Origin of the sequence: Herbaspirillum lusitanum, assembly GCF_046025995.1 — a bacterium.
Classification (GTDB): Bacteria; Pseudomonadota; Gammaproteobacteria; order Burkholderiales; family Burkholderiaceae_D; genus Herbaspirillum; species Herbaspirillum lusitanum_A.
In genome coordinates this window covers 127,900-150,113 of sequence record NZ_JAQQFM010000012.1, presented here as the reverse complement: position 1 = coordinate 150,113, position 22,214 = coordinate 127,900, and the positions used below count along the sequence as shown (strand labels likewise).

Sequence of the window (22,214 nt, the reverse complement as noted above, 5' to 3'; positions counted from 1 at the left end):
AAATCGGGGAAATCAAATGAAGAAAAACACCATCGCAGCGCTGGCCTTGTTGATCACCGGCTGGACCGCAGCAGCACACTGCAGCGCCGACGAACTCAAGGTGCTGACGGCCGGCGCCATCACCGGCATCGTCAAACAGGTCGCTGCCGAATTCGAGCAACGCAGCGGCGTGCACGTGGTGGTGGACAACGCCACCGCCGGCGTACTCAACAAACGCATCCGCGACAAGGAAAAATTCGACGTCGTGATCCTCACCGCCGACATGCTCGCCAGACTCGCGCAGGACGGCTACGTGGTCCCCTCCAGCCAGCACACCATCGCCAGCGTCGGCGTAGGCGTGGCGGTGAAAGAAGGCCACGCGGTACCCGCCATCGCCACCGTCGAACAATTCAAGAAGACGCTGCTGAACGCAAAATCGATCGCCTACATCGACCCCGCCTCAGGCGGATCGAGCGGCATCTACCTGAAGCAACTGTTCGAGCAAATGGGCATCGCCGAACAGATCGGCAAGAAAACCGTGCCGGTTCCCGGCGGCCTGGTCGCCACCCGACTGCTGGATGGTCAGGCCGATCTGGCGCTGCATCAGATCAGCGAAATCCTGCAAGTGAAAGGCGCCCATCTGGTCGGCCCGCTGCCGAAACAGATCCAGAATCTCACGGTGTATGCGGTGGGCGTTGGCGCGGCGAGCACACAGCAGCCGCAAGGACATGCGTTTGCCACGCTGTTTGCCGGGGAGAAGGTGAAGGCGGCGCTGGAGGAGCATGGGATGGTGGCGGCGGATTGAGGGACTCTGGACTTCGCCGCGCTCGGCGCACGCTTATTTTTCCGCGAAGCCGACAAGCTACTTCAGCATCAGACTGATTCGGTGATTCCACAAATCGCCTTGATGTCGATCTGCAATTGCCATGCTGATTGAAGACATGGTCGTCTTCTTGAAGCTGAACTCGATATGCACGCCTTGCCTTGATCCACCTAAGCGTTCGGCTGCAATCGCAATCGGTCTGTCTTCAAGGCATAAACGCCATGCGCCGATCATGTCGAAATCAAACAGCCACCAGATACGGCAATCCAACTTCAGAAAAAGAATCTTGCGATTGCCGGGGTCGAAATATGTAGAATCTCCGCCAGCCGAAAAATTTGGAGAATTTGCCGAATCGAAGCGCGTTTCGTAACGCTGATTGACCTCAATAATTTTTGATTCAAGTCGTTTCATCAGACCGCTGACCTCCTTAAAAACAGACCACGAACCATGACTTGGGACGGACGCTTAAGTAAGTTCGCCGCAGAACAGTAGCTATTGCGCACTCGCGTGCGAGATTAATCATAAATGCGCAATACGCACTTTACATATGGATTTAATAATGCGCAATACGCTTTGCGCCTTACGCATTAGCTCTAGAGAATCAGGCCCATGAAAACGGGTCAAAAAATCAGGGAAATCAGGCTTGCCAGAAATATGAAACTGGCCGAAGTCGAGAATCTGGCCGGCATCGCAAATGGCAACCTCTCTCGCATTGAGCGCGGGGAACAATGGATATCGGAAGACAAGCTGGACTCTCTGGCAGACGCTTTGGGCGTTGTGGTCGCCGATTTCTTTTCCGGCGAATCAAAGCCGGAGACGCTGGCGACGCTCAAAAATCTGCGTGCCATCCCGGTTATTTCAACAGCGCAAGCCAGCGCTCTGGCAAAACCTGGCACGGCCTATGCGCCCGACGCCGGCTCTGATGTGGTCTACATCAATTACGAGATTTCCACGCGCGCGTTTGCACTGAAACTTGAAGATGAATCGATGCTGCCCGAGTTCAGGGCCGGGGATGTGGTGATCATCGACCCTGATCTGACGGCGAAGCCGGGGGATTTTGTAGTCGCGAAGTGCGGCAGGCAGGAAGCCACATTCAAGAAATATCGACCACGCGAGTTAGATGATAGCGGCGAGATGATTTTTGAATTGTCTCCGCTGAATTCGGATTACCCGAGTTTGCGGAGTGATGTGCAGAAGCTGGGGGTGATTGGGGTGATGACTGAGCATCGGAAGATGTACAAAAAGTGACGTGAATAAATAGCGTCAGATCTGTCGTATGACATTATGTAGATTTGCATCGAAAACTGACCCACTTTGCTGGGATTTTTGCATCGAAAATTGACCCACGTTTGAGACACAATCCTACCTAGGCAATCAGGTGGGAGATTGGAGTGATCGACGTGGCATTACTAGGAATTATTCGGCGCTGGCACCTACGAGACCAGATATCGCTAAGAGAGATCGCCAAGCGACTTGGCATTTCAAGGAACACCGTTAGACGTCACCTGCGCTCTGAAACTGTAGAGCCAGCCTACGCAGACCGACGTTCGGCCAGTGCTTTGGATGCATACGCATTCAAGCTTTCAACGTGGCTAAAAACGGAATCCACCAAATCTAGAAAGCAAAAACGCAGCCTCAAGCAGATGCACGCAGACCTGTGCGCGCTCGGGTTCGAAGGCTCATATGACCGCGTTGCCGCGTTCGCTCGCCAATGGAAGGTGGATCAGTTAGATAGGGTCAATTCTGCAAGCAAAGGAACATAGTTATTCTTTATTAAACTGGCCCTCAGTTAATAGCCCAGCATACTATATTCAGCAAGAGTTGCTCGAAGATGCAGATGATCGTTTTATGGCAATAGGTTGTAAGGCATGGCAAGCACAGGACACTCTTCTTCCTAAACGACAAAAGCCAACCTCTCGGTTGGCTTTTGTCATTTACTGCATCACCGAATTATTGCTAACTCGGTACTTTCTCGTTCTCTGTGTCACTCTGCAACATGTAGCGAGACTCATAAAGTGAGATTTGTTGCCTTATCAGATAAGGCTCTGCGGGCTGTGGGAAGCGTCAGATGAGATCTTGGTAAGCATCGTGTGAGACTTTTCTCCTGCAGTCGAGCCACCATAATGACGGAGGACGTTCCCCTACAAAGTTCTCCCATCACCCTCGGCCATCGGAGCGTGAGCAGGCTACACCTGCTAAAGGTAGGGTTTCCAGAATGGTTGAAATTCGGCCTTGGGAAATCAGTGGAACTTAGGGTCGGCGAGACTAGGGAAACTTCGACATTCCCGGCCCGAACCATGATGGAGAACAAGTTGCTAGGAACCTGATCTCTTCATTGCCACATTAAAATATTTTTTGCACAATGAAATAATGCTCGCCAGAAAACTGGCGCGTAACAGGTAGCACTATTATTCGTTCATGCCGTCGGCATGGAGAACGATGATGGATACCAAATGCTGTGCTGCCTGCGGGCAAAAGTTCGAACCGAACCCCCACTCGCCACGTCAGGCCTATTGCTCCAGCCCGCCCTGCCAACGTACCCGCAAACGCCGATGGCACAAAGAAAAGCTCCTGCATGATCCTGACTACGTTGACAACCAGGCCCGTGCACAGCAGGCTTGGTGCAGCCGCCACGCCGATTACTGGGGCAACTACCGTGGGGAGCATCCGGATTATGTGGAGCAAAACCGCGAAAAGCAACATGACCGCAATGCCAAGAATCGCGGCAAGGTGATTGCAAAGATGGACGCATCAAATAACCCCAATGACTCACTCGGCCTGCATTCCGGTCTCTACCAGATCAGTCCCGTACGCGGATCCGTGATTGCAAAGATGGACCTGTGGATCGTCGAAATCAGAGTGCTGTCACACTTTCCGATGCCGGATCAGTGATTGTAAAGAGAGGACTTGCTCGAGGCGCGCCCTGCGCCTGTTATCGTACAAGACATGTTCTCCGGTGACATCGTGCTCGGATGGTTGCACTGGAACTCCTTGTTAACAACTTGAGAGTTAACGCTTATGCTGCACGACCAATCCTCTGACTTCGAGATTGCATCACAAGGCGACTCGCCATCGCCTTCCGTGATGCGCGCAGTGGAGTACGTTCGAATGTCGACCGAACACCAGCAGTACTCCACTGAAAACCAAGCTGACAAGATCCGAGAATACGCCAGCCGACGACATATCGAGATCATCCGTACCTACACCGATGCGGGCAAAAGCGGCTTGCGTATCGATGGCCGCGAAGCGTTGCAGCGACTGTTGCAAGACGTCGAGAGCGGCAAGCCTGGCTTCGAGATGATCCTGGTGTACGACGTTAGCCGCTGGGGCCGCTTCCAGGACGCGGACGAAAGTGCGTACTACGAGTACCGCTGCCGGCGCGCCGGCATCCAGGTCGTGTACTGCGCCGAGCAGTTCGAGAACGACGGCTCACCGGTCTCCACCATTGTCAAAGGCGTCAAGCGGGCCATGGCAGGGGAATACAGCCGCGAGCTGTCGGCCAAGGTGTTCGCGGGTCAGTGCCGCCTGATCGAACTGGGATTTCGCCAGGGCGGTCCGGCCGGCTACGGCCTGCGCCGCATGCTGATCGACCAGAACGGCAACATAAAAGCCGAGCTCAAGCGCGGCGAGCACAAGAGCCTACAGACCGACCGGGTTATCTTGGTCCCCGGCGCGGACGATGAAATCCGGATCGTCAATCAAATCTACCGCTGGTTCACTGACGACGGCCTAGTCGAGTCCGACATCGCCGAGCGCCTGAACGCCATGACGGTCAAGACCGATCTTGGACGACCATGGACCCGCGCCACAGTACATGAGGTGCTCACAAATGAAAAATACATCGGCAACAATCTATACAACCGGACCTCCTTCAAACTCAAGAAGCTACACGTGATCAACACACCTGAGATGTGGGTCCGGAAGGATGGCGCGTTCGATCCCATAGTCGATGCCGAGATGTTTTATACGGTGCGGGGCATCATGCGTGCGCGTGCCAGGCGCTATACCGATGCAGAACTGATCGAGAGGCTGCGCAACCTGTACCAGCATCGCGGCTTCTTGTCGGGCCTGATAATCAATGAAACCGAAGGAATGCCGTCCACTGCCGTGTACGCGCACCGATTTGGTAGCTTGCTGCAAGCGTACCAGACGGTGGGATTTTCTCCGGATCGGGATTACCGCTATCTCGAGGCCAATCGCTTCCTGCGGCGCTATCATCCCGAGATTGTCTCCCAGACGGAAACGGCAATTGCCGGGCTGGGCGGTTCAGTTAGACGCGACCCGGCCACCGACATGCTGCTGTTGAACGAAGAGTTCGACGTCTCTCTGGTGCTGGCTCGCTGCCAGAGCCATGGTGCCGGGCGTTATTCATGGAAGGTACGCTTCGATACCAGCCTAGCACCGGACATCACGGTCGCGGTCCGGCTCGACCGGCTTAACCAGAGGCCGCTCGACTACTATCTGCTGCCCCGGCTCGATTTCGACCACACCCGCGTCAATCTACGGGAGCACAATCCTATCGAATTCGATACCTTTCGGTACGATACGCTGGACTATCTATACAGCATGGCCGAACGGGTTCGCGTGAGAAGGGCGGCCTGATCATGGAACAGCGGCCGAGCGAAATGCGGATGATTCCGATCGACCAGATCGAAACACTCAACCCTAGGGAACGCAACAATCGTGTTTTCGAGGAAATCGTCGCCAATATCCAAACGATCGGATTGAAGAAGCCGATCACTGTCACTTCAAGAAGGAAACAGGATGGAACCGAGCACTATTTGCTGATATGCGGCGAAGGACGGGTAAAGGCATTCCGCTCCTTGGGTGAAACGACCATTCCGGCGCTGGTCGTGACCGTCAGCGATGAGGATGCGCTCATCATGAATCTCACCGAAAATATCGCGCGTCGTCAATATCAACCACTAGAAGTATTGCAAGGAATCGAACGCTTACACAAACAGGGATATGACAAGAAGATCATTGCAACCAAGACCGGCCTCCGCCCAGAATACGTCCATGCCATTTTAACCTTGCTGCGGGATGGCGAAGAACGACTGCTGGTTGCCGTTGCGAAGGGACGCATCCCGATAACAGCCGCAATCATGATTGCCAATGCCGGGGACGACAACAAGGCCGTTCAGGTCGCGCTGCAAGATGCCTACGAATCCGGTGATCTGCGCGGCCAGCAATTGTTGCAGGCACGACGTGTGATTGACAGTCGGCAGTCGATGGGACGTTCGATGATACCTGGTCCTCGGCACAAGCGGAGCGACGTGACTTCGTCGAGTTTAATCCGGACTTACCAAAAGGAGGTGGCGCGGCAGAAGATGATGGTCAAGAAAGCAGAGTTCGCCCAGCAGCGCTTGCTGTTTGTGACCGGCGCCTTGCGTCAGTTGCTAGCGGATGAGAATTTCACGACCCTGCTACGGGCGGAGGGGCTCGATACCTTGCCAAAGTATCTTGCCGAACGGGTCTGGCCTTTAGGGCATGCGGCATGAGCAAGGTGGCGCTGGGCTTCATTCCGGAGCCGCTGAACATACCGATTGATCGGATTCTGCTGTCGCGCAAGATACCGCCCGAGACGACGTCCTTGCGCAAATTCATCCAGATCCGGGCATCGATCGAGGAAATTGGGTTAATCGAACCCCTATCGGTAGTGCCCACTGACAAGAATTCCAATCATTACATATTGTTGGATGGCCATGTACGACTCCTTGCTTTGCAACAATTGAACTGCACGGAGGCACTTTGCCTAGTGGCGACAGACGACGAGAGCTATACATATAACAGCCGCATCAACCGACTATCGACAGTCCAAGAACATTTCATGATTCGCCGGGCGATCGAGCGCGGTGTCACGGCGCAACGCCTGGCCAAGGCGCTCAGCGTCGACGTCAGCCAGATCACGAAAAAGCTAACACTGTTGAACGGCATATGCCCAGAGGCGGCCGAGCTGCTAGCAGATCGGCAGTTCTCATCAGCGATTTCACCCGTGCTGCGCCGGATGAAACCGACGCGGCAGGTCGAATGCGTCGAGCTGATGGTGGCGGCTAACAACGTCACGATTGCATATGCAGAGGCGATGCTCGTCGCCACACCGGCGACTATGCTCGTTGAGGGTAAGAAGCCACAGCGCTTGGGGGGCATCTCGCAGGAGCAGATTGCGAAGATGGAGCGCGAGATGAGCAATTTGCAGGTGCAGTACAAGACCGTGGAGCAAACGTATGGCCAGGATGTGCTGCATCTGGTACTGGCGAAGGGGTATCTGGCGAAACTGCTTGAGAACAAGGCGGTGTCGCGCTACCTCCAGCAGCGGCAGCCGGAGGTGTTTGCAGAATTCAAGACCATTGTGCAGACGGTTTCGATTGATCAATAAATTTTTTATTTTCAATTAGGCCCGTATCTCGTCCTGATTCGTTGCGACTTCATAACGTGGGCGAAGCGAATACCTGCGAGATCACTATTAGTTTGTATCCGAGATACCCCATTGGGAAGCTCACGACCACCCGATACCGAGGCTCCAGAGCTGCCAGGTTACGGATAGTCGCTTTAAAGAGCTTATTCACCTTATGCCCAAATTTCATCCAAGGTCTTTGCTTTAAGCAGCTTATCGATCTGGGCATAGCGTGGGGACTGCATGTTCACATTGCTGTAATCGCCACGATATATGGCTTCGATTTTCTTCGCCTTCCCTTTGAAGGTCAAAAGGAATTTACCTGTATTCTCGTACGAAGAAATCGAAGCGATTTCGGCGACATGGGTCACTGCACTGACCGGGGCCACTTGATAGGCCGCAATGTACTTCAGTTTCGAAATTTGGTGCGCGCCTATGCGAATGGCGAACCAGCAGTTCTCTGCCAGGAATCGCTTGTTGAAGCCCTCCTCCCGTGCAGGAACAACAACAGTATCGAAGGCACCGCTATCAAGCTCTTCTATGTTTTCTGCTTGCAAACTTGCCTTGAGGCCAGCAGCTTTCGGAACGGAAAAGGCATTAATTCCAAGCATCGGAAGGATGAGCAGTATATCGGACAAGAACGCCTGGACGGTGGCCTTAGCTACAGGAGACATGGAGGGCGCTGTAGGGCTATTCTTGTTTAGTAGGATCGCCCGGCCATAAGTCTTTGCTTTCTGGAGCAGTTCATATTCTAAGAACTGGACTTCGGTTTTACCAATCTTGTGATTCTTGTCGACAAAGTAGACTCCCCAGTCCCAACCCTCCTTGTTGGCGACATGATTCTTTAGTCGCTCTCCGACTGGGTCGGCCTCGCCAATATAAATCGTTTCTTCAGACACATTCCCTATCAGGATGTAGATGCCGGCTTGCTTAAAGCTCTCATCTGTTTTGAGCTCTTGCAACTGCTCTCTTTTGAACACGACACCGAAGCCGGACCAATTCGACTTGTCAATGTGTCGCACTCCCTCCGGGTCCCCGGTTGTCGAGAAGATTGTGATAGAAAATGGCGTTGGCATTGTGACTATGGATTTTTATTTTTACCCAGGCATTCTAATACACGCTGCCATAGCGAACACGCGGATGAACAGTTGATGCATATTTGAAGCATACCGGCATCAACCGTGGCCATCCTTGTCCGCGAAACCGGCATATATGCTTAACTCGATACACCGGCATTCACGCCTCTGCTATCTACTTGGCTAGCTGCCGAAGCAATCAAAAATTCAGCGAAATAATTCGTTACTCAAAAGCAAAAAAGCCCAGCAGAAGCTGGGCTTTTTGGGGCCACGCAGGGCATAGGTAAAACTAAGGCCTCAAGGGCAATGTCGTCAATGTACTGGTAAATTCACGCTTGGTCAAATCAAGATAGTGCCACCGATGCAGAACGATTTGTATAGCGCGCGTTGGCATGTGTTGCAAGAAAGGCCACTATCAAAGAGTACGAAGCACAAAAATATTCCCGAGCAGGTCTGCCTCTATTAATTCGCGCTTCCCGCTTGGCCATTCGCGCACCATGGCGCCAGGATAGTTTTGATCCCGATAAGTAATCCAGCGGCCAGCCTCTAGATGAGAGCGCGCTGCAGCCCCATCATCATGCTCAATCAGTCTTTCCAGCTCGAGCGAAAAATCGTCTTCTTGCGAGACGCGCTGATGGTTGTTTTGACTACTCATTTTATCCCCATAGAATTACCAGGCCTTCAAGAATTTGAACTAGTAGTAACCTGCGAGTAAATGCGCCTCCAAGCTTAAAAATATAGAGACACTCGGCTCTGAAATTGTGAAACTTCTCTCTGGTTTCTTCGCGTTTGGATCGTGGCTATGACGGCGGCCGTAACGCAAAAAAAGTTTAGTCCGTACCCTCCTTCGAGTATTCGAAACATTTTTTCACGCGAATTTCTCAGGGGATAGTATGTCGGTGGCCCCAGATTTTATCTGGGTTAGCATACATACGCTTGGCTAAATCGAGAAGGAAATTACGCTGACGAAACAAACAAATCGTGACCAGCCCGCGCACCGATGACAGCCAGCCGGCCGAGATCAGCAAGACGAATTAGCCCGCCACGCATAGCACCATCAGGAAGCCGTTTCCCTCCGACCAGTTCAACGTCGGGCAACAAGCGCGATAGTGCTGACGCTTTCGTACCCATAGAGTGGGCCAGATCGGCCAACGGCACAAACAACAGGCGGAACGCTAGCAACTGATGTGGCAACACCACTCGGCATAACTGGCCACGACGTTCAATCGTCTCGGATGCCAGCAATCCTTCATTCACCCAGTGATCAATGGACTCCCATTTCCAGCCGGTCGTCTTGGCAAGCTGCTGGATCGACATGCCAGCTTCGAGCAATGGCGTACCAAAATATCCCGATACGTCGCTACGTCTAAAAACTATTTCGCCGAGTGTCCGAGCATGCTTGATGGCTTTTACGTCACCGTTCGCAATGGCCTTCATCAGCGACTCGATGGCTTGCTTCTCACCCATGCGGCGGCTGGTCAGTTCCGCCCAAGTGAGTGTCGCATCATCAGCCACTGTAGTGGGTTCGGCGCCTCGATCAACACGCTCATATAAATCCAGCACGGATTGATGCGCGACCGGCCCACCTTTCATTAGATCTTCGCGCCAGTGTATATCTGACTGGATAACGCCGGCCGCTTTCATACGATCGAGCACGACGGGTGGAACACTTGCCAGCTCGCAGGCCTCGTTGTCGGAAATCCACTCGGCACGTAACTGCTGGATGCGCTCAACCTCAGCACATGAAACTTCATACACATGGCCGCGCGTGCCCGTACGCCGCGTGCGGTGCCCGCATTCGCCAGTCTGAATCGAGTCATGCAGGCGTGAAACACTGACACCTATGGCTTTTGCTGCATCTGGTGCCCGCATGTATCCAGTCGCATCTTCGGCCATAGCCTTGGCCGAATCCAGGCCCAGTACGCAATCGGATTTTTCGGCTGCGACGTCGATGATGATTTGCAGGAGCGGCTCGAGTGCTGTGCCTTGGCAGAGCTTGCGCAGACTAATATACCAATCGCCCAACAACGTATTCAGTGTGCGAGCATCCTTGCGACCGGTGGCAATGCGTTGCTCAACATGCGCCCGAAAGCCCATTGGCCAGTCGGCCAGCAAAGTTTCGAGCGGCGCGAGGAATTCAACTGCTTCAGCGACAGATTTTGGCAAGGCTGCACGGCGCACCAACTTGCGTTGTTTCGGATCTGCATACAGGCAGAGAGTTCGAATAACCTTCACCAAAACGTTGATGTCCAGGTCATGCAGAATTGGCTTCATGCTGCCAGACTGCCGGCCATTGCTTGCAATTAACACCGACAACCATTGCTGCGCTCGGGTTGCCGGCACGCGCGGTAGGCTGGTCAGGTCTTGGCCACACGAGCACAATCCTATATAGAGTCGCTCCGGCGAAAGGTGCTTTCCGCAGGCGTCGCATTGGTCAACCAGCTGTATGTGGTGCTGCGGACATGCTGTGACATAGGTGTGTTCCCACTGGTGTCGAAGGTAAGGCGATTCAGCCAAGCACACCGAACACACAGCATCAGATTGCGCGCGATGTAGTCGGCCCCAGTTGTGGCAGAGGTCTTCTTTCTGTTTGGCGGATTCAGCCCACGCCGTTTCCAAACCAAGATTACGGGCTACGTCGTTCGTGCGCATCAGCAATGCGCGGCGACTACGCTCGACACCCGCCGTGTCAGTCAGATTGCGCCAGCTGAAAAGCGCATTGTCAGCGGAAAGTCGACGATAGTACCCCATTCCAGACTCGTCGTCCCGAGGCGCATAGGTGAGGATAAGGCTCATGGTTTATCTCCTGATTTTTTACGAACCGGTACGGACGCCGTGTTGCTGGTCAAAACATGGACGTATGCCTGCTTAAGGGCGATCAGCTCCACGCCCACGTCTTCGATGCCCGAATTCTGGAAAGCCAATTTGTGCGGTGACCCCGCGTGGCTAACGTCTTCAAGTGCCTTCTGGCAGTCTGCGTATGTGATGGCGCGCGGCGCTTCATTCGCCATTGAGCTTGCCAACTCGCGCATGAAGTCGGCAAGTACACCAATCAGGCCACCGGAGAGCAAATAGCTTTGCTGCGTCAGTACGCGGGGGTGCACGTCAATGGGGTAGCCAGCCGCAGCGAACAGGCGGGCATAATTTGTGACGCATGAAACGTATGCTTTCATCTGCTCTGTATCGCTTGCGTCGTATGGCAAGAAATTGCGTGCAGGACAAGCTCGGCGACGCAGCTGTTCATTAGCTGAAAAAAGTCGTTCGAGTCGCGGAATACCAAAGAAAATTAGCGTCATGCCAAGTGTATCGGCCAGAGTCTTGAGCCAGTCGCTAGCGGCGCGCGGAGGCACCCGCGCCCCTTCATCAACTAGGTGAGCTATCTCGTCAAAAATCACCACACGTGTACCAGCTAGGCGAAGCTGCATCACCATCAAATCGAACATCGCTCCAGCCGTCATGCGGCTAGGAACCTGAATTCCCAGCGCCCGCAGTACACTTTGGGGAAGCAGTTTGGCCGTCGCGGATTGAGGTACCTCCACCACCAATACGGGAACATGGCGTCGTCCGTCGATACGGGTTTCATGGTAGTCCCGCGCCAGTGTGGCAATGAGCGAAGATTTCCCCACGCCGCTCGGACCTGGTACGCGAACGATTTTCGGTGCAAAACCAGCAAGAGCGTCATCGATGCGCCGTTTAAGTGCAGAGAGATGCGCCACGAACATGGGATGCGGTAGTTCGCAGGTTTCGATATCTCGGCGTAATTGTTGGGCTGGCGTCACAGCAGTTTTTCTCCAGTGGTTCTGTTTACGATAGTCATCAACGGTACGTCGTCGTACGAGACGGTGGAAGCCTTAGGGCCTTCAGTGGGCAACGATGAATTGGTCGAAGGTGCAGGCCCAAACGGCGCGGCCGACGAAAGCGGTCGGTCGATAGTGCGCTGAATGGCTGACTGGTCTTTAGCCCGGCGCACGGTTTCCTTGTTTTCTTCACGCTTGCCGCGTGGTTTGCTCTTCCGTGCCTTTCCATTTCCGGTGACCGCATCGTCAAGGTCACGCTGGAATTGCACCTTGTCATCTGGAACCATCCAGTCATCCATGCCCGAATCGAATCGGTTTTTAGCCTCCGCAAAGGTCCATGCAGGTGTTTCTGGACGGACGTGTTCGTGCAGCAGCGTGATGAGCGGAAGGTCATCGTCCTCGTACACGTACGCCTGGCGAAAATCGTCGGGGTTATAGACCACATGGAGCTGCGCGTGGTCACCGTACTTGGCCAGAAGATATGACATGGCTTCGCCCTTGTAACGAAATCCATGCTCAAGCGTGATGCCCGTCTTGGCACTCAACGTACACATCTTGTGATCGAAGAGCGCCGCCATCCATTCCTGACGTGACGGTGGCATGGTGATGGGATATCCCCCCTCTTCGGTTAAGTAGTTCAGGCGCTCAAGCGGTGTCTTACCCTTGACCGAATCGATCAGTAGTTCGTCCCAGCGCAGGCGATCGAGTGGAGTGTTGACCCAGCTTTCGTAAAGCCACCGGACAATCCACTGCTCAAGCGCACCGACGGTCATCAACTCTTCGCCTAGTGCCTCCGGGTCGCGCATACCATCCTTTCCTTCGAAGCGAGTGCAGCCGGGGAGGCGCTGCAACGCTTCCTTGAGTGCTCTATTCAAACGTTCGATGAATGGCTTGCCTTGAGCTTCCTTCGCCTTGCAGTGCTTGACGTCCATCTCCAGCATCTCCAAGCGAACGATTCGGCCGCCTTTGGTTTCTGGGCCATTATCAAAAATGACTTGGCTAGGCGTGCCATAGATATTCAGTGCATGGACGATACCCAGTTCCTTGAAGCGGTCCGCCTTGGCTGGCGTCAGATACATCTCGAGGCACAGCAGCGAATCCATCTCGCGCGGTGCGCCAATGACGAGATGCCATCCCACCGGATACCCTGTGCAGACATCAATCGCAAGTAATAGATAGATAGTCCGGGCGACGCCATGAGGTGTGTGCACGACGAATGGTAGATGCAGTGCATCCTGTTCAATTCGGGCGAACGGAAACGCCGCCCGGATACGTTTCTTGGCGAACGACTTACCAGCGATCCGATTGAGGGGATCCATCCGGTCGTATTCGGCATCTGCAGTCAAGTCGCGGATGGTAGCGGTCACGAATTTGCGGCTGATAGCGCATTTGGCGACATGTAAGCCGCGACGGCGGGCTTCACGGTTGATGTAATTGGTCAGGTCCAGGACCGTCCACTTGGATTCCGTGACAAGGAACTCATCCCGGATAACTCCTTCAAGAAATTCGACAAGGTCATTCGAATACCTGGCCGTTCCATTGCCTTTGTTTTTGTCACCTTTAAGAACAGGCAGACCGAGTAGTTGCTTCTTATGAGCTCGGAACAGCGTCGGACGGGACGGAAACTTGCAAGATATCAGGTTGTCCGCGTTCTCTTTCTCGTAGGCTTCACGAGCATGGGAAATCGCGGCATTAAACGATAGTCTCCATTTCGAGCAGGTAGCATCGATACGCCGCAGTACGTCATGGAGCAACCGAACCTTGGCGTGCAGTGCCGGATTATCGTACTGAGCGGCGATACCGACGCGCGGTGTCCCTTTTCGATACAGCACTAGGCTGCCGGTCGAGATTCCGACCCGGACGCCGGCTTCATCGACATATCGGTCCTCGCGTTTTTCTGCATCGAAGATATGGATGGTGCCGGCATGGATACGAGCGTCCAGCACCTCGAAGTAGCTATCCGGCTTGCCGGGCTGTGCCAATTTGTCTCCGGCGCGCAGGTCTGACATCATGACCGCAGCTCCTCAATCAAGCAAAGGTGACTCAGATCGCCATATCCGGCTGACAGCTCCAGTGCGGCAGAAATACGGTAGTGCGCCACGTCTGCCTGCAGCACACCGGTAGCTAGCAGGGGCGGAATCAGGCCCGTCGGAATCTGAAGGTTGGCGCACAGTGCGCGCTGCAGCACCGGGCCGGATTCGCAATAGCGCTCGACTCGGTCGATGATGTCCCGCGTCAGGTATGTATGAGCGCGCGCTATCGCGGGTTTCAGCAGTTGAGCGTTGAAGACGACCGGATGTCGTTCGTCCGCCGGCAAAATCACTGTAGATAGTGAATAGCAGTACGCCTCCATGATTTCCCGGGCGCGCTCGATTTTCATCCAGTACTGGTCGTCGCCCTCGTAGCCCTGGACTTTGACCTCGTACGCGCACAGCAGGCCATTGGTCTGAACCACAGAAAAGTCTGGTGTGTACTCCATATCTCCGATGCGGCAACCACGCAATCTGCGTGCCTCGGATACTTCTTCGCGCGTGAACAGCAGCCGTTCGCCGACCAAGTCGACAGTGAATGGTTGTTGCTTGAATGAGCGCACGCGTGGGTCAATGCGTAGTATGTGCGCCACCAAACGTTCTGGGTCGGAATCGACGGTGATGTGGCCGTCGGCTTTCTTGGCATAGGTGCCGATGCGAGCTTTACCGTATGTCCGGGCAGTAAGCCGGACACCGGCGTTCATTGCATTTCGGCGGCTGCGAATGCCGTAGGATGGTGAGTTTTTCATGCCACCCTCCAAGCTTCTATTGTTCGCTCACCTATCATTTTTGCCGCCATAGCATTACTTCTTGGCGCGCTTGCGCGCCGCCGTTCATTTCGATGCGGTTCCCGAAATACGTATCTGTGCTTTGCCATATGATTCCCTGTCGAATAAATTCCATGCGCATGCCGTCCTGACGCATCAAGGCGGCATTGACGTGTCGTGCCGAGCGCCCGAATTAAGGGCGCTAGCGCGAAAATGAGATAACAGGGGCGTGCGAACCCAATTGAACTGCCTGTGAGGAGTTCAAGTCGTTGACAGTGGATTCGGGAAGGACCATACTTAGTACCGGATCAGTCAATATCCAAGCAGTAAATACAAGGCCCAAGAGCTACAACTCTTGGGCTTTGGTCATTCTAGCGCCCCAACTTTGATCGCTATTGAATTGAGATTAAGTCATCGGTCGCCTCCAGTTGTGACGATGGGTTCTGCCGCCTGCATTTCAGGGGCACTCTTGATTGCTATATTGTCGATAAAAGCGCGCTCCCGTTGAGCCGCGAGCCATGTGGCCACATCCTTGACAAGCGCGAACTTGCCGCGCCGGTTTTCAATCTCGAAAACTGGGATAGGAATCGTCTTACGTGACAGTGCCTGCCGAAAGGCCTCCATCGAGGAGTATCCAAGCACAAGCCGCAGATTGTCGTTTGACACCATTGGGCCATACCGGCTCGTCAGTTCTCTGTCCAGAAGAACCGCCAGCGGCTCATTAAAATGCGTTGGATTCATGTCATCTGCTCTGTCACGATTAGTCACACCAAATATTAGCAACTCCCTGAGAAAAGTCCCAGATACGACGAGAAGTGCATTGCGTTACTCTATTTTTGGGGAAATTATTAATGTAACGTATTGAAATCAATACGTTTCTTGTATTACATGCTGTCTTTAGTAGCCCTTCACAAAATACTGAATGAGCCCAAATATCTCCTCAAAAACCGACGTTGTTGACAAAATAATGCGGATCTATTGGTACGAAGGCGTACGCTTGGCAACCGGCGTCACTTCTGCCTATGCGCTTGAACGACTAATGGAACCAGAAAGTTTCGGACGGGATAAAGATGGCACCCCATTTCATCGAAATAAATGGGCCACCTATAAGCGCGGTGATCACACGCCGGAAGAGGCACTCGTTGCGCGCGTGAATTTGCGGGTTCACGGCTCAGGTAAGGAGATCAACTATGTGTTGTGGGAGGTGTTACGCCAATGCAGCAATGTGTCAGCGAATCCGATAAAGTGGCTGCAGCAACTGGAACCAGAACTGCAAATATTAGTTTTTGACGGCAGGGATAATATTCGTAGCCGTGACTGGCCCCGAGTACTGGAAAAAATTGAGCGTCGAGCTAGCATGGATGCGCTTGCATGCCTAACGATATTGTTGTTCGTGAATTTGGAACGCGGCAACTTCGAGCTAGCATCGGAATTTGCGCGAAGCACTCTTCGCGTGCTTCTTATGCTCGGCCATCACTTCGAATGCCGGAGAGTTGGAACCGACTTATTTAATCTGTACGTTGAGCGAGTCTTCAATAAAGTTCGGTGGAACGAGCAGCGGTTTTATTTTGATGATTATGCATTTTCTCAATGGGCAAGTGTTTTGCATCTGGTTGCCCGGAATACAACTGAAGCCGAGGCACACTTAATGCCTTCACCCGAAGAAATTCGCGTTATGTGCGGGGTGCTTCGTGGGACGCGCGGCTTCGACATAACATTTGCAATTAATCCATTGATTGGGCCGGATCTGGACATTGGCCCACCTAGGAAAAAAATCATCGACGCTTTTGAGCGCGCCATTTACATTCAGAGGCAGTCAGTAAACAATATTTTATCTAGCAGGAAAAAGCATCATTCTTCGTCTGAGATATCGGATGAACATCCATCGCCGATATCCGCACAGGAATCAGAGTGATGAAGTTCTAATACCGATGCTCCCTTTGCGTCATTCAAAAATCGTCTACATGTCATGCGTATAAACTGTGGCTTAATCGAATAGGATGTACTAGATTACAAACTCCAGCGTTCGCCCCTGAATGACTCTTCGGTTTGGCAGAAATCAACCGGTCGGTTGCGGAGTCCAGTCGGCACATGATTACATATCTCGCCGGCTTTTCTCCTGGTGTTTCGAGAAGACTTCATTTCAAAGTGAAATCCGCATTAATATTGCCACTTAAACGCATGCCGAAGTAGCCAGGCATTCGTACTCGAAATAGCTACCCTGCGGTCTTGATACGAACACTACCCATGAGCCTAAAAGTATTTGTCGACACCGAATTTACTAATTTTGTTGATACTCATCTGATCAGTATTGGCATGGCCGCTGCGTCCGGCGAAGAATTTTATGCGGAAGTGCCATATCCTCTCGACAACTGTAGTGAATTTGTACGTGAAGTAGTGATTCCACTACTTGGTCGTGTGCCAAATGCCTTTTGTCCGATCGACGATCTGTATATGAAAATAACCAGTTGGTTGAAAATTATCCGGCCCCACGACGAAGATGTGGACATCTGTTTTGACTATCAAACTGACTGGGATTTATTTTCGGTAGCACTCGACGGCCGGGTGCCAGCGTGGTGCCGACCCTGCATGGTAAGCCGTAACATCAACGAATTGTTGCGATACGAATTTCACAAGAAGAACAAACTGCCAGAACATCACGCGTTATATGATGCGCAGGCAAACCGATACGCCTACCGCGAGCGGCTGTCCATATCCACGTGAGCGCATCATCGGGCGCTATCGGCATCATTTGAAACGACGACAAAGCAGTTGTCTGATTGAAGGTCTATGCAGCAAAACAACATCACCGTTCTCCTTGATAAAGTTGGGTTCGCACCGTTACTTTATTGCTCGGCGCTTGCGAGGGGAGGACGGCTAGATGATTATCAATTTTCGATGCAAATCAACAACTCTCTACACCTGTTCGTTCTAAGCATTTTCGCTATGCACTTCGTTAGCTTCATCGATCTCAAACCCGCCTTGAAGGACAAAATCATGCAGCAAGTTGGCGGCTTTAATATTCACTTTAAAGGGAGGAATAGCCTGTCCTTCAAGTGCTTCAAAGTAGGCTTTAGCTTTTTGCTTGTCGATCGTCGCCTTAAGTTCATCGAAGCGACCGTAGTCGTTTAGGTTTGCCACGGTGGTATTGGTATTCATCAGCGCGATCAGCTTGCCAGCATCAATGCCCAAGTATTTAATGATGGCTTCAACTTCCTTATTCTTTGCCTTGGCCTGGTAGTCGGTGAGGTAATCGCGGAAGCTGCGTTTAGGATCGATCTCTACATCTCCGCGGTGGATATCACGTAAAAAGATCTCAGCGATCTTTTGCTGGCCTTGCGAAAGCGAGGAAAAGGAACGTTGTAACTCAAGGAGAGTTGCTTCCCGTGCTTCCCTATCACTCCCGTTCTGCAAAACTTTGAGATATTTTTCAAAGCGCGAGTTCATGTAGTCGGCATCGATTTTGCCGGTGTCTATCTCAGTGATATGGCTATCGATCTCGAATGGGATGGCGTCACCACTGCCACCACCGCTGCTGCCAAGTTCTTTGTAGCGTTGTAGCAGAGTGAGGTATTGCCGGTGAAGAATGCTAAGCGTCACTGTTATTTTGGGGTCGCCTTCAAACTCATAGATGGTTTGTTCCCAAGTGAAGCCCTGAATCTTCGCTGCCTCAAGGATGGCGCTGAATTGGTTAAACTGCTTGGCAAAGGCCGCACGTGCACTGAGGTCTTCCGGCAACTTCATGAAATCCGTGATGCCTGCTGCGCTAAAAATGGCGCTGATTTCGACAAAGCTTGCATTCATCCGCTCTAGGTTCATCGGCAAGCGGTCGGCAAATAGGCCAATCGGTTTGTCGCCGGAATAGAGCTTCACGGCGGCAGCGACGTTACACTTCATCGTGTGGGGCTTGCGGTAATAGCGAATGGTGCCAAATGGCTTGTCCGGCCCGAACAGGCGGTTGGTGCGAGAGAACGCCTGAATGATGTTTTCATACTCCAACAGCTTGTCGAGGTAGAGCGTGTTCACCCATTTCGAATCAAAGCCAGTGAGCATCTGATTCACCACAATCAGCAGATCAAGCCGCTTCTCTGGCTCGGCCTCGATGCGTAGGTAGGGCCTTTTGTGGGCGAGGCGCGCAGCCAAATCTTTTTTGAAGTTCGCGTGCGTGCCGAAGTCAAATTTCTGCCCATAGGCTGCGTTGTAACCTTCAAGAATTTCGACCAGGCCATTCGTTTTGAACTCGGCATCGGCGGCACCGTCTTCGTCGCTGATATGCGGATCGAAGAGCGCGGTGATTTTCAAATCCGGGCACTGCGCCTTCATCAGGCGGTAGTAAATGATCGCTTCTTCGATACTGCTGGTGGCAAAGATGGCGTGGAATTTCCCGCCTTGGCTCAGCGTGACCCAGTTGTCAGCAATGTCTTGAATCACCGCGTTCTGATGCTCGTCGCGGCTGTATTGGGTGTTGGGCAGATAGTCTTCAATGCCAGATTGGTAAACGCCGGAGTTGTCCCGGTGTCCCGCCATTGGCACGTCGTGCATGTAGCGGTTGAAAACCTTCTTCTTCGCAGCATCGGCAAGCGCTTTAGCCACCGTGGTAGCTTTGGCTTTTTCCAGCGCGACGGCCTGCCGCAGGTCGCGGTCGCGGTAAGTGAGCACTTGGTAAGGATCGAAGCCGAGGACGTTCTGGTCACGGATCCCGTCGGCAATGCTGTAGCGGTGCAGCTCATCACCGAAGACATCGGTGGTGGTGTTGTCCTTGCGAACGTTCTCACGCTGGATTGGTGTGCCGCTAAAGCCGAAGAAAACCGCGCCGGAAAAGCTCTTTTTAATATCAATGAGCATGTCGCCAAAGGTGGAGCGGTGGCATTCATCAACAATGAACACAATGCGCTTGGCGCGCATCTTCTCCAGATCATCGCCTTTAAGCCCGTCCTCCTCATCCTTGAGCCGACTCATCTTCTGGATGGAGCTGACGATCAGGGTATCGGCGGGATCCGTGCTTTTGAGTTTCTTGATGAGCACGCCTGTGTGTTCCGTGGCCTGCACTTCATTGCCGTCTCCGGCGAAGTTGCGATAAGCGTTCAGCGTCTGCGTGCCCAGCTCGATGCGGTCGAGCAAAAAAACCACCTTGTCTGCATCTTTGGAATTGGCGATGAGTTGAGCAGACTTGAAGCTCGTCATTGTCTTGCCCGATCCGGTGGTATGCCAGATATAGCCGCCCAGGCGGTTCGGGTTTTTCCAATCGGTCTTGGCTACTTTGTCAGAAACGGCGTGAGCGGCATAGTACTGATAGCTGCGCATCACTTTGAGCACGCCGTCCGACTCATCCGCCACGGTGTAAAAGCCAATCAGCTGATGCGCCATTGGGATAGACAGCAGACTGGAGGTAAAGGTCTTCCAATCGTTGATCGGTTCGTTATTGAAGTCCGCCCAGTGGAAGGCGTAGTCCTTGTTGAATTTGCCATCCGGCCCGGGATTGGCGAAGTAAAGCGCCTCCGCTGGCTCCATCGCTACGAAGATTTGGACGAGCGAAAAGAAGCCGCTGAATATTCTCTCACGCGAATATTTTTGGATCTGGTTGTATGCCTGGCTTACTGGCACGCCGCTCTTCTTGAGCTCGATGTGGATCACTGGCATGCCATTGATAAGGAGCAGCAGGTCACCCCGCCGATCATTAAGCAACTGCGAGCCTCGGGCGTAGCCTGGCTGTTGCACGATCTGGTAGCGGCTTTGCCCAGCGGCGATCTCGTGGCGGTCGTAGATTTTCAGGCTGATTTCTTTGCCGAAATGCAGCGCGTCCGCAGGGTTATCGCGCTTGATGGCGACGGTCTTGCCATTGATGAAACCGTTGAGCTTGAGCGGCGTGCGCAGCGCGCTAATCTGCTCCATGATCTGCTGCATCTCGCTATCAGTCAGCGGTACTTCATTTAGCCGATTGATCCCGCGATTGTTCTCAAACAGGATTTGCTTCCAGTTCGCTAGCAAGTCCGCTTCGCTCGGACACTTCATGACATCCGCTTCGCCCCAGCCGCGCTGACGCAGCTCGTGGATGATGGCAGCTTCAAATTCGGATTCTTTGGAAAAAGTGGTCATGGGTAATCAGTAAAAAGCTTAGACAAACATCTTTTCCAAGCAGGCGGATTTGATCTGCTTGAGTTTTTGGAGTTGGATGGCGTGTTTGGAAATCAGCTCGTCCAATGTGCGGAAGTAGGTGCCGATTTTTTTTTGTTCTTTGTCCTTGGGCAGAAGAATTTTCATCTTTTCAAGCTGCTTACTTGAAACCTCTAAAAAAGTTGATCCCGATGCGTATTTCAGCGCGTGAACCTTTATCAAATGACGCATCGAAAAGATGAAATAGGGGTCTATGTCATCATGCAGAACCAAAGACTGGAACCCTTGGTTCGTGCATCCTTCTTTTGTGAGAATTGCCATGTCTCCTATACCTGCACGGCTTGTGAACAAAATGGTTCTGTCCCGCGGTAACATTTTCGCGGAGCACTTCGTCAGACCCAGCGGCGTGATTGTCTTTACACTCCCACTAGCGTAAACGTCGTCACCAATTTCCGTCGGAGAATACCAGTCGATATCACCGCCCCAATATTCTTGAATGGCAGTGCTTGGTGTGCCGCCTCCGACAATTTCACAAAGTTCGCCCAGCTTTTTCTCAACCCATTCCCCTGAGAAGCCTTTGAAACGGATTTCAGGGGTGGTGGCGCCAGGTTGAGGGAGCATCTTTTGGAGCATCGCTTTTTTTAGCGTCACCAGCTTGTCATGCTTATGCTGATGCAGCCCAATTAGCCGATCCAGCTCTTGAAAATATTCGCCAATTTTGGTTTGTTCTGTGTCACTTGGAAACCGGAACATCATTTGTCTAAATGCGCCGGTTGTGATTTGGTTAATTGTCGCCCCTAAGTTTTTTTCTATCTCTTTATCGAACTGTGATGTATCAAGTAATGCGTTGGTAAACGCAGGGTTTTCTGAGTGGATTCCAGTCATAAACGCGCCGATGACTGTGTTATCCATTCGGCTCTTTATCTGCGCGTGTTTACCAATAAGCGAGCGTGATCCGTTTCGGACTACAACGGCAATGTCACCTACTTCGACATTTTTTGAATTAACAATTTTAGGGTCAACATAGACGTTGTCTGCATTAACAATCTCACCTTTCTTGATGTTAGATGAACGCAATACAAGAGTTCCAACTCCTTTCTGAACGTTGCGTGGCGAATATGTAAGCCCGCTAAAGAATTCGACTCGTTTCCCTAATTGGTCTTCTACCCATTTGCCTTTAAATCCTTTGAAGCGAATCTTTGGAAGATTGCGGTCTATTTGCTTCACCATC

18 protein-coding genes and 1 pseudogene are annotated in these 22,214 nt (G+C 52.6%); 9 read left to right on the top strand and 10 right to left on the bottom strand.

Annotation, left to right across the window (positions count from 1 at the left end; all coding sequences use genetic code 11):
* Positions 1-16: 16 nt before the first annotated feature.
* Entirely contained in the window at positions 17-784 is a 768-nt protein-coding gene (locus PQR62_RS23075; protein ID WP_408160411.1) for a molybdate ABC transporter substrate-binding protein, read from the top strand.
* Between the two features lie 57 nt (positions 785-841).
* Here PQR62_RS23075 and PQR62_RS23070 read toward each other — a convergent pair whose 3' ends face one another.
* A complete protein-coding gene (locus tag PQR62_RS23070) occupies positions 842-1,213 on the bottom strand; it encodes a hypothetical protein (RefSeq protein WP_408160410.1) in 372 nt (123 codons plus the stop codon).
* A gap of 198 nt (positions 1,214-1,411) precedes the next feature.
* Here PQR62_RS23070 and PQR62_RS23065 point away from each other — a divergent pair, with 198 nt between their 5' ends.
* The 6 genes and pseudogenes from PQR62_RS23065 to PQR62_RS23040 all read left to right on the top strand — a co-directional run bounded on the left by PQR62_RS23065 (position 1,412) and on the right by PQR62_RS23040 (position 7,181).
* Positions 1,412-2,050, top strand: a complete 639-nt coding sequence (locus PQR62_RS23065) for a helix-turn-helix domain-containing protein (RefSeq protein WP_408160409.1) — start codon at positions 1,412-1,414, stop codon at positions 2,048-2,050.
* Positions 2,051-2,193: 143 nt separating this feature from the next.
* Positions 2,194-2,562, top strand: a pseudogene (locus PQR62_RS23060) (helix-turn-helix domain-containing protein); the annotation flags it as partial.
* 679 nt (positions 2,563-3,241) lie between these two features.
* Entirely contained in the window at positions 3,242-3,694 is a 453-nt protein-coding gene (locus PQR62_RS23055) for a hypothetical protein (RefSeq protein ID WP_408160408.1), read from the top strand.
* 192 nt (positions 3,695-3,886) lie between these two features.
* Positions 3,887-5,404 (top strand): recombinase family protein, encoded by a 1,518-nt coding sequence (locus PQR62_RS23050; protein WP_408160427.1) that lies wholly within the window; start codon positions 3,887-3,889, stop codon positions 5,402-5,404.
* Between the two features lie 2 nt (positions 5,405-5,406).
* Positions 5,407-6,303, top strand: a complete 897-nt coding sequence (locus tag PQR62_RS23045) for a plasmid partitioning protein RepB C-terminal domain-containing protein (RefSeq protein ID WP_408160407.1) — start codon at positions 5,407-5,409, stop codon at positions 6,301-6,303.
* Positions 6,300-7,181: a plasmid partitioning protein RepB C-terminal domain-containing protein gene (locus PQR62_RS23040; RefSeq protein ID WP_408160406.1), complete on the top strand. Its 882-nt coding sequence runs from the start codon at positions 6,300-6,302 to the stop codon at positions 7,179-7,181. Before PQR62_RS23045 ends, PQR62_RS23040 begins: the two co-directional genes overlap by 4 nt.
* 191 nt (positions 7,182-7,372) lie before the next feature.
* Here PQR62_RS23040 and PQR62_RS23035 read toward each other — a convergent pair whose 3' ends face one another.
* The 7 genes from PQR62_RS23035 to PQR62_RS23005 all read right to left on the bottom strand — a co-directional run bounded on the left by PQR62_RS23035 (position 7,373) and on the right by PQR62_RS23005 (position 15,610).
* The gene (locus tag PQR62_RS23035) at positions 7,373-8,161 is read right to left on the bottom strand and encodes a GIY-YIG nuclease family protein (protein ID WP_408160405.1); all 789 of its coding nucleotides are present in this window, start codon (positions 8,159-8,161) and stop codon (positions 7,373-7,375) included.
* A gap of 529 nt (positions 8,162-8,690) precedes the next feature.
* Complete coding sequence (locus tag PQR62_RS23030) at positions 8,691-8,930, bottom strand: hypothetical protein (protein ID WP_408160404.1); 240 nt, start codon at positions 8,928-8,930, stop codon at positions 8,691-8,693.
* 302 nt (positions 8,931-9,232) lie between these two features.
* Positions 9,233-11,071, bottom strand: a complete 1,839-nt coding sequence (locus PQR62_RS23025; protein WP_408160403.1) for a TniQ family protein — start codon at positions 11,069-11,071, stop codon at positions 9,233-9,235.
* A complete protein-coding gene (locus tag PQR62_RS23020) occupies positions 11,068-12,054 on the bottom strand; it encodes a TniB family NTP-binding protein (RefSeq protein WP_408160402.1) in 987 nt (328 codons plus the stop codon). Before PQR62_RS23020 ends, PQR62_RS23025 begins: the two co-directional genes overlap by 4 nt.
* Positions 12,051-14,084 carry a TnsB C-terminal domain-containing protein gene (locus PQR62_RS23015; RefSeq protein WP_408160401.1) on the bottom strand — a complete coding sequence of 678 codons (2,034 nt, stop codon included), beginning with the start codon at positions 14,082-14,084 and terminating at the stop codon, positions 12,051-12,053. Before PQR62_RS23015 ends, PQR62_RS23020 begins: the two co-directional genes overlap by 4 nt.
* On the bottom strand, positions 14,081-14,851 hold the full coding sequence (locus PQR62_RS23010) for a hypothetical protein (protein WP_408160400.1): 771 nt from the start codon (positions 14,849-14,851) through the stop codon (positions 14,081-14,083). The genes PQR62_RS23015 and PQR62_RS23010 overlap by 4 nt, the downstream gene beginning before the upstream one ends.
* 429 nt (positions 14,852-15,280) lie before the next feature.
* Positions 15,281-15,610, bottom strand: coding sequence for a hypothetical protein (locus PQR62_RS23005; RefSeq protein WP_408160399.1), 330 nt, complete (start codon positions 15,608-15,610; stop codon positions 15,281-15,283).
* A gap of 181 nt (positions 15,611-15,791) precedes the next feature.
* On the opposite strand from PQR62_RS23005, the gene PQR62_RS23000 reads away from it, so the two are divergent.
* Together PQR62_RS23000 and PQR62_RS22995 are read left to right on the top strand one after the other, a co-directional pair.
* Positions 15,792-16,784, top strand: coding sequence for a hypothetical protein (locus tag PQR62_RS23000; protein WP_408160397.1), 993 nt, complete (start codon positions 15,792-15,794; stop codon positions 16,782-16,784).
* Between the two features lie 332 nt (positions 16,785-17,116).
* Positions 17,117-17,593: a hypothetical protein gene (locus PQR62_RS22995; protein ID WP_408160396.1), complete on the top strand. Its 477-nt coding sequence runs from the start codon at positions 17,117-17,119 to the stop codon at positions 17,591-17,593.
* 207 nt (positions 17,594-17,800) lie between these two features.
* Here the strand turns inward: PQR62_RS22995 and PQR62_RS22990 are convergent, their stop codons facing one another.
* A complete protein-coding gene (locus PQR62_RS22990; protein WP_408160395.1) occupies positions 17,801-20,965 on the bottom strand; it encodes a type I restriction endonuclease subunit R in 3,165 nt (1,054 codons plus the stop codon).
* Positions 20,966-20,983: 18 nt separating this feature from the next.
* Positions 20,984-22,213, bottom strand: a complete 1,230-nt coding sequence (locus PQR62_RS22985; RefSeq protein ID WP_408160394.1) for a restriction endonuclease subunit S — start codon at positions 22,211-22,213, stop codon at positions 20,984-20,986.
* Position 22,214 lies beyond the last annotated feature (1 nt).

Excerpts from the sequence above, each read along its gene's own strand:
- PQR62_RS23075 (WP_408160411.1), top strand. The coding sequence starts at position 17 with ATGAAGAAAAACACCATCGCAGCGCTGGCCTTGTTGATCACCGGCTGG.
- PQR62_RS23070 (WP_408160410.1), bottom strand. The coding sequence starts at position 1,213 with ATGAAACGACTTGAATCAAAAATTATTGAGGTCAATCAGCGTTACGAA.
- PQR62_RS23065 (WP_408160409.1), top strand. The coding sequence starts at position 1,412 with ATGAAAACGGGTCAAAAAATCAGGGAAATCAGGCTTGCCAGAAATATG.
- PQR62_RS23055 (WP_408160408.1), top strand. The coding sequence starts at position 3,242 with ATGATGGATACCAAATGCTGTGCTGCCTGCGGGCAAAAGTTCGAACCG.
- PQR62_RS23050 (WP_408160427.1), top strand. The coding sequence starts at position 3,887 with ATGCGCGCAGTGGAGTACGTTCGAATGTCGACCGAACACCAGCAGTAC.
- PQR62_RS23045 (WP_408160407.1), top strand. The coding sequence starts at position 5,407 with ATGGAACAGCGGCCGAGCGAAATGCGGATGATTCCGATCGACCAGATC.
- PQR62_RS23040 (WP_408160406.1), top strand. The coding sequence starts at position 6,300 with ATGAGCAAGGTGGCGCTGGGCTTCATTCCGGAGCCGCTGAACATACCG.
- PQR62_RS23030 (WP_408160404.1), bottom strand. The coding sequence starts at position 8,930 with ATGAGTAGTCAAAACAACCATCAGCGCGTCTCGCAAGAAGACGATTTT.
- PQR62_RS23025 (WP_408160403.1), bottom strand. The coding sequence starts at position 11,071 with ATGAGCCTTATCCTCACCTATGCGCCTCGGGACGACGAGTCTGGAATG.
- PQR62_RS23015 (WP_408160401.1), bottom strand. The coding sequence starts at position 14,084 with ATGATGTCAGACCTGCGCGCCGGAGACAAATTGGCACAGCCCGGCAAG.
- PQR62_RS23010 (WP_408160400.1), bottom strand. The coding sequence starts at position 14,851 with ATGAAAAACTCACCATCCTACGGCATTCGCAGCCGCCGAAATGCAATG.
- PQR62_RS23005 (WP_408160399.1), bottom strand. The coding sequence starts at position 15,610 with ATGAATCCAACGCATTTTAATGAGCCGCTGGCGGTTCTTCTGGACAGA.
- PQR62_RS23000 (WP_408160397.1), top strand. The coding sequence starts at position 15,792 with ATGAGCCCAAATATCTCCTCAAAAACCGACGTTGTTGACAAAATAATG.
- PQR62_RS22995 (WP_408160396.1), top strand. The coding sequence starts at position 17,117 with ATGAGCCTAAAAGTATTTGTCGACACCGAATTTACTAATTTTGTTGAT.
- PQR62_RS22990 (WP_408160395.1), bottom strand. The coding sequence starts at position 20,965 with ATGACCACTTTTTCCAAAGAATCCGAATTTGAAGCTGCCATCATCCAC.
- PQR62_RS22985 (WP_408160394.1), bottom strand. The coding sequence starts at position 22,213 with ATGGTGAAGCAAATAGACCGCAATCTTCCAAAGATTCGCTTCAAAGGA.